This window comes from Asanoa sp. NPDC050611 (genome assembly GCF_040654855.1).
Taxonomy (GTDB): domain Bacteria; phylum Actinomycetota; class Actinomycetes; order Mycobacteriales; family Micromonosporaceae; genus Asanoa.
Genome location: NZ_JBFAIU010000399.1, coordinates 1 through 6,242, shown reverse-complemented (window position 1 = coordinate 6,242; position 6,242 = coordinate 1). Strand labels below are relative to the sequence as shown.

Genomic DNA, 6,242 nt, shown 5'->3' with positions numbered 1-6,242 from the left:
GGCCGGGCAGAGCTCGCGGCGCTCTCCGGCGCCGCGACCGGTCTCTCCACAGTGGTCGGCTCGCCGCACCGCTGGCCCGCCGCCGACGCGCAGTTCCGCAACGGCGCCGCCATCGCCGCCGATCAGCTGCAGGACGGCCACCGGCCGGCCCGCGGCCATCCGGCGTCGCACGTCGTGCCCGCCGTGTTCGCCGTCGCCGAGGAGCGCGACCTGTCCGGCGCCGCGCTGCTCTCCGCCGTGCTCGCCGGCTACGAGGCCGGCGTGCGGGTCGGACGCGCGATGGGCGGCACGCCGGACGGGGTGCATGACATCGGCACCTGGGGCCAGGTGGGCGCCGCGGCCGGCGTGGCGCGGCTGCTGGCTCCCGGCGACGCGGCCGCGCTGCGCCGGGCGATCGAGCTGGCCGGCTCGGCGGTGCTCCTCACCGACGCGGCGACCGTCTTCGCGGGCCACTCCGGCGGGCACGCGTTCCTCGGCGCCTCGGTGCAGCTCGGCGCGAGCCTGGGCGCGGCCGCGGTGGCGGGCCTCGCTCCCCTGCCCGGTGCGCTGGACCGGCACTTCGCGGCGGTCGCCGCCCGCGACTGGTCGGGCCTGGCCGACGACGGCGGCTTCGAGGTGCTCGGCGGCTACACCAAGGCGCACCCGACCTGCGCCCACCTGCACGGGGTCAACGACGCCGTCGCCGACATCGTGGCCGCCACCGGACCGCTGCTCGACGTCGCGTCGGTGCGGGTGCGGGCGTTCGCGCACGCGGCCCGCTTCGACCGCGTCGCCGACACGGAGCTGGCCGCCCGCTTCAGCGTGCCCACCTCCGTCGCGGTCGGGCTGCTCTTCGGCACGCTGGACGAGACCACGCTGACCGCGGCGACGGTCGGCTCGGCGGCGGTACGCGACCTGGCCGCGCGGGTCGAGGTGCGGCACGACCCGGAGCTCGACGCCGGCTACCCGGCCGGCCGCCCGGCCCGGGTCACCGTGACCCGCGCCGACGGCAGCGTGCTGACCGGGTCCGCCGACCTGCCGCGGGGCGACGCCACCCGCGCCTTCGACCGGTCGGCGCTGCGCGCGAAGGCGCGGCGGCTGCTCGACCACCGCTTCCCCGGCCCCGCCGGTGCCGTGCTCGCCGCCGTCGACGGGCTGGCCGCCGGCGGCACCGCCCGCGACCTGGGCGCCGCGTTGCGGGCGGCCGCCGCGTGATCGTCACCCGGCGCGCCGGCGCCCTCCACCTGGTCGAGCAGGTCGAGCACGGCCGGATCGCCGGGGAGCTGGCGGCCGCCTGGGGCAACGACCGCTTCGAGGCGCCGACGCCCGGCGCGGCGGTGCGCACCGCGGCGGCCCGGCACGACGAGGGCTGGCGCGCCTGGGACGCCCGCGTGCTCTTCAACGAGCTGGAGCGCCGCCCGCTGCACTTCCTCGAGATCGACGCCAGCGAGCACGTCCGGCTCTACCGGACGGGCGTCGAGCGGGTCGCGCTCGGCGACGTCTACGCGGGCGTGCTGGTCGGCATGCACTGGACCGGCCTCTACCGGGGTCGCTGGTCGGCGCCGGGCGCGCGGGGCCGGCTAGACCTGGGTGCGGACGGCCGGGCCGCGCAGGACGCCGCGGTCGACGCCGAGGAACGGCGCTGGATCGCGGCCAAGCGGCTGGCCTGGACCGCGTCCGAGCCGCGGGCGGTCTTCGAGGCGCGGCTGTGGCACAACTTCGCGCTGCTGCAGCTCTGGGACCTGCTCTCGCTGTATCTGTGCGTGATGCCGTCCGCGCCGGCGCCGACGCCGGCCCCGGCGCGAGCCTGGGGACCACAGCTCGCCGCGCTGGACCACGCCGCCGAGGACGTGCTGCTGCCGGCGGTACGCACGAGCCCGGCCGGCGCCGACGAGCGGATCACCGTCGGGGTCCGCGTGCCGGGAGTGGTCTGGCTCGACCCGTACCCGTTCCACGATCCGGCCGGCGTCGCCGTCGACGTGGTCAGCGCCGCCGTGCCGGACCGCCCGTACACGCACGCCGAGCTGGCCGCCCTCGTCGGCCGCACGCCGGCCACCGTGACGACCTGGCGCCTCGCGCCCTGGAGCCGCTGATGGACCTCGCCGCCGCGCGGGCCTTCGTCCTCGACGAGGCCGGCTTCGCCCAGGTGACCACCATCGACCGGGCCGGCTTCCCGGTCAGCCGCACCATGACCGCGTTCCTCGAGCCGGACTGGTCGGTCAGCCTCGTGCAGCGCGCCGGGCACCGCCGGCTCGACCAGTGGCGGCGGGACCCGCACACGCTGGTCACCTGGGTCGGCACGCCGGCGCCGGGCGCGAGCAACGACCGGCCGCACGTCTTCGACCTCGGCCTGCTCCCACCCCGGGTGGTGGCGATCCGCGGCACGGCCACGCTCATGCCGCCCGGGTGGACGCTCGAGGTGTACCGGCGTGAGGTGGGCAGGCAGCGGGCGGCCGGCTTCACCAAGGCTCCACTGCGGACGGACGAGGACGTCGCCGCGTCGCTGGCGGGCGTGCGGATCGACCCGGTGCGGGTGCGGTTGGAGGGGTTCGGCGTCGGCGCGGAGTCCCACCTGTGGACGGTAAGGAGAACATCATGATCAAGAACATCCTCGGGTACGAGATCGAGGACGGCGTCAGCCCCGCGGAGTACGAGCGCTGGCTGTTCGAGGTGCACGCGCCCGACCTGCTGGCCAACCCGTACCTCGACCGGATCGTCTTCAACAAGGTGCTGCGCCCCGTGCGGCAGGCGTCAGGCGGGACGGCGTCGGTGCCCGAGGGCTACACGTTCTACCGGATCGCGGAGATGCACTACGCCGACGAGGAGGCGTACGCGAACTACCTGCGCTGGTTCGAGGAGCACCCGCTGCCCGCGGAGCGCGGCCCGGCCGGGCGCACGAAGTTCCGGTTCTACCTCGTCACCGACAGTGTGGAGGTCAACCGCGAATGAGCGTCGCAGCCGTGCTCGCGGGGTTCGCCGCGCTGCCCGCCCCCGCGGGCCCGCTCGCCGCCTGGGCGGACCGGGTCGGCACGCCGGACGGCGCGTTCCCGCTGATCGGTGCGGGAACGCGGGCGGAGACCTACGTCGCCCTGCAGTGGAACGGCGAGCGGTGTGCGGCGCTGGGACCCGCGGTCGCGCCGACGCTCGTGGGTCTCGCGGTCGGCGCGGCCCATGGCCGGTCCACCGCCGACCTGTCCGCCGCCGTCGAGGCCGGGCTGGCGGTCGCCGCGTCGATCGACGCCCCGGTGAGCGCCGGCGTGCTGGCCGCCACGGTATGCGGCGCCCGGTTGGCCGGGCTGGCCGAGGACGCGGCCGTGCTCGACCTCGCCGGAAGCCTCATGCTGATCGGCCCGCCCGGGGTCGCGCCGGGGCACGACGCGGCCGCCGCCTGGCTGGCCCTGCGCGCCTGGGACGCCGGTATCACGGGCATGCCGGGCGGCCTCGCCCACACGCTCTCGGTGCTGGCACCGGGCGGCCCACCACCGTCCGATGTGGCCGATGTCCTGCGGACGCTGCGATGATCCTGCTCAACGTGGCCCGGCCGGTGGGTGCGGCCGACCCGGTCGAGCTGGCCGGGGTCGCGCTGGCCGCCGGGCTCGACGGAGTCGCGCTGGCCGACAGCCCGCGGCTGTTCCCCGATCCCCTGGTCGAGACCTCCCGGGTGCTGGCCGGCACGAGCGCCCGGCTGGCCGGTCCGTGCGTGCTCAGCCTCGGGCTGCGCCATCCCGCGGCCGCGGCCGGCGCGGTGCGCACGCTGGACGCCCACCACCCCGGCCGGGTGCTCGCGGTGGTCGGGCGCGGCGAGAGCTCCGTCAGCAACGAGGGCCTGCGGCCGCCCGCGCCGCGCGCGTACGAGGAGTCGTTGGGCACGCTGCGCGAACTGGTGCCCTCCTCGGTCACGCTGCTCGGCGCCGCCTCCGGACCCCGCACCATCGCCGCGACCGCGACCCGGCTCGGCGGGGTGCTCGTCGACGCGGGGGCCGACCCGGCGATCGTCGGCAAGGCGGTGGCGCTGGCCCGGTCGGTCCGGCCGGACGCGACGGTCTGGCTGTTCGTCCGCGCGGTGGTGACGGACGACCCCGCCGCCGCGGCCGCGCCGATCCTCGGGTCGTGCGCGGCCCGGCTGGTCCGGGCGCCGGACTGGTTCGACGTGCCGCCCGGCCTCCGCGCCGGCGTGGCGTCGGTGGCCGCGGCGCACGACTACCGGCGGCACGGCACCGCCGACGCCCGCGGCGGCGCCACGGTTCCGGCCGAGGCGGACCGGTTCGTCCGCGAGCGGTTCGTGGTGACCGGCGACCGGCGGGCGGTGGCGGAGCGGTTCGCCGCGTTCGGTGCCCTCGGCGTCGACGGCGTGGTGCTGGCCGGCGCGCTCGGCGGCGTGTGGGAGCGGCTCGACGACCTGGGCGCCGCCGTCCGCGCCGGCCTGCGGAACCCCGGCTCCACGTCGCGGGTGCCGCCGCGCGACGGCTGGCGGAAGGACTGATCATGACGACGATCGACACCGCGGCGATCGCGGCGTTCGCGCACCGGACCCGGCTCGACGACGCACCCGCCGACGTCGTCGGCTTCACCCGCACGCTGCTGCTGGACACGCTGGGCGCGCTGCTCGGGGGCCTGCGCTATCCGCCGGTGCGGGCGCTCGGCGACGCGCTGCGGGAGCCCGCGCCGGCCGGCCCGCGTGACCTCCCGTTCGGGCGCCTCGTGACCCTGGGGGCCGCCGCGACCTGGCTCGACGCCGACTCCGGCGGGTCGTTCCACCCGCAGGGCCACCGGCTGCCGCCCGTGCCCACCGCGCACCCGGCGCCGCACTCGCTGCCCGTGCTGCTGCACGCGGCCGCGGCCGGCAAACTCGACGACCGGCGGCTCCTGGAGATCTTCCTGATCGCCAACGAGATCGGCATGCGGTTCGGGATCGGCACGACGCTGCGGCCCGGCCTGCACCCGCACGGCATCCACGGGCCGATCGCCGCCGCGGTCGCGACCGCGCTCCTGCACGACCTCTCCCCCGCGACCACCGCCACCGCGGTCTCCCTCGCCGGGTCCGTCCCGCTGGCGGCGACGCTGGCGGTGCCCGTGCAGGGCGGCACGGTCCGCAACCTGTGGACCGGGCTGGGCGCCTACTACGGCGCCACGGCGGCGGCGCGGGCGGCCGGCGGGGCCACCGGCTCGGCGCGGCTGCTGACCTCGTTGCTGGACGGCCCGGTCGGCACGGACCTGTCCACGGTGGAGCTCACCTCCGGGCTCGGCACGCGGTGGCGGCTGTCGGACAGCTACCTCAAGCCGTACGCCTGCGCCCGTTGGGTCCATCCGGCCCTCGACGCGTTCCGCCTCGCCGTCGCCGGCGTTCCGGACCCGGCACGCGACCTGGTCGCGGTCGAGGTCGACACGTTCGCCTTCGCGGCGACGCTGTCGGCCGCGACGGTCTCCTCGGACCTGCACGCCCGGTTCTCCGTGCCGGTCAGCCTGGCCACCCTCGCCCTCGACGGCGAGCTGGCGGCCGGCGGGTTCCTGCCCGACCGGCTGGCCCGGCCGCGGGTCGGCGAGCTGGCGGCTCTGGTCCACCTGCGGGAGGACCCGGCCTTCACCGCCGCCCTGCCGCGCGAGCGCCCGACCCGTGTCACGGTCCGCTGGCGGGACGGCTCGACGAGGACGGCCACGGTCCGCAACGCCCGCGGCAACCCCGACGACCCGCTGACCGCCGACGAGGTGGCCACGAAGTTCCGCCGCAACGCCGCGGGCGTGCTCTCCCCCGCCGGCACGGACGCCGTCGTGGCCGGGCTCCTGGCCGGCGATCTCGCCGACACCCTGGCCGGCGCCGCCGCCGAGGTGGTCGGTCGCCACTGTCCGTGACCGCGAATCTGTCCATTACGGCCACTGCGCGGCCCACCGTGTTCCGGAAAGCTGGCCCGATGATGCCGCCCGCACAGCTCGACCACGTCTCCCTCGCCGTGCCGACGGCGGCACCCGCCTGGCCGTTGCTGCGCACGCGGCTGGGCGGCGAGTGGGCGATCGGCGGCACCGCGCCGGAGTTCCGGTTCAGCACGCTGCGGTACGCCAACGGCATGTGCCTGGAGCTCCTGGAGCCCCGCCGCGAGCCGGCGTTCGTCGACCGCTTCCTCGACCGCGCCGGTCCGGGCCTGCACCACCTGACGTTCAAGGTGCCGGACCTGCTGGCGGCGACCGACGCCGCGGGCACCGCGGGCTACCCGTGCTTCCTCGGGTGCTTCTAGTCGCGCGAAGCGCAGCGACGGGTCGGCGTCTTC

8 protein-coding genes are annotated in these 6,242 nt (G+C 77.3%); all 8 read left to right on the top strand.

Annotated elements, in window-relative coordinates; translation table 11 throughout:
• Nucleotides 1-1,194 (top strand): MmgE/PrpD family protein (locus tag AB0H87_RS36355; protein ID WP_360156504.1); only part of this gene is annotated, 1,194 nt, incomplete at its 5' end.
• On the top strand, nucleotides 1,191-2,072 hold the full coding sequence (locus AB0H87_RS36350) for a DUF3891 family protein (RefSeq protein WP_360156501.1): 882 nt from the start codon (nucleotides 1,191-1,193) through the stop codon (nucleotides 2,070-2,072). The genes AB0H87_RS36355 and AB0H87_RS36350, both read left to right, overlap by 4 nt.
• On the top strand, nucleotides 2,072-2,578 hold the full coding sequence (locus tag AB0H87_RS36345) for a hypothetical protein (protein WP_360156498.1): 507 nt from the start codon (nucleotides 2,072-2,074) through the stop codon (nucleotides 2,576-2,578). Before AB0H87_RS36350 ends, AB0H87_RS36345 begins: the two co-directional genes overlap by 1 nt.
• A complete protein-coding gene (locus AB0H87_RS36340) occupies nucleotides 2,575-2,928 on the top strand; it encodes a hypothetical protein (protein WP_360156495.1) in 354 nt (117 codons plus the stop codon). Before AB0H87_RS36345 ends, AB0H87_RS36340 begins: the two co-directional genes overlap by 4 nt.
• On the top strand, nucleotides 2,925-3,500 hold the full coding sequence (locus AB0H87_RS36335) for a hypothetical protein (protein ID WP_360156492.1): 576 nt from the start codon (nucleotides 2,925-2,927) through the stop codon (nucleotides 3,498-3,500). Before AB0H87_RS36340 ends, AB0H87_RS36335 begins: the two co-directional genes overlap by 4 nt.
• Nucleotides 3,497-4,462, top strand: a complete 966-nt coding sequence (locus AB0H87_RS36330; RefSeq protein WP_360156489.1) for an LLM class flavin-dependent oxidoreductase — start codon at nucleotides 3,497-3,499, stop codon at nucleotides 4,460-4,462. The genes AB0H87_RS36335 and AB0H87_RS36330 overlap by 4 nt, the downstream gene beginning before the upstream one ends.
• A gap of 2 nt (nucleotides 4,463-4,464) precedes the next feature.
• The gene (locus AB0H87_RS36325) at nucleotides 4,465-5,829 is read left to right on the top strand and encodes an MmgE/PrpD family protein (protein WP_360156486.1); all 1,365 of its coding nucleotides are present in this window, start codon (nucleotides 4,465-4,467) and stop codon (nucleotides 5,827-5,829) included.
• Nucleotides 5,830-5,888: 59 nt separating this feature from the next.
• Nucleotides 5,889-6,209, top strand: coding sequence for a VOC family protein (locus AB0H87_RS36320; RefSeq protein WP_360156483.1), 321 nt, complete (start codon nucleotides 5,889-5,891; stop codon nucleotides 6,207-6,209).
• The last annotated feature ends 33 nt before the right edge of the window (nucleotides 6,210-6,242 follow it).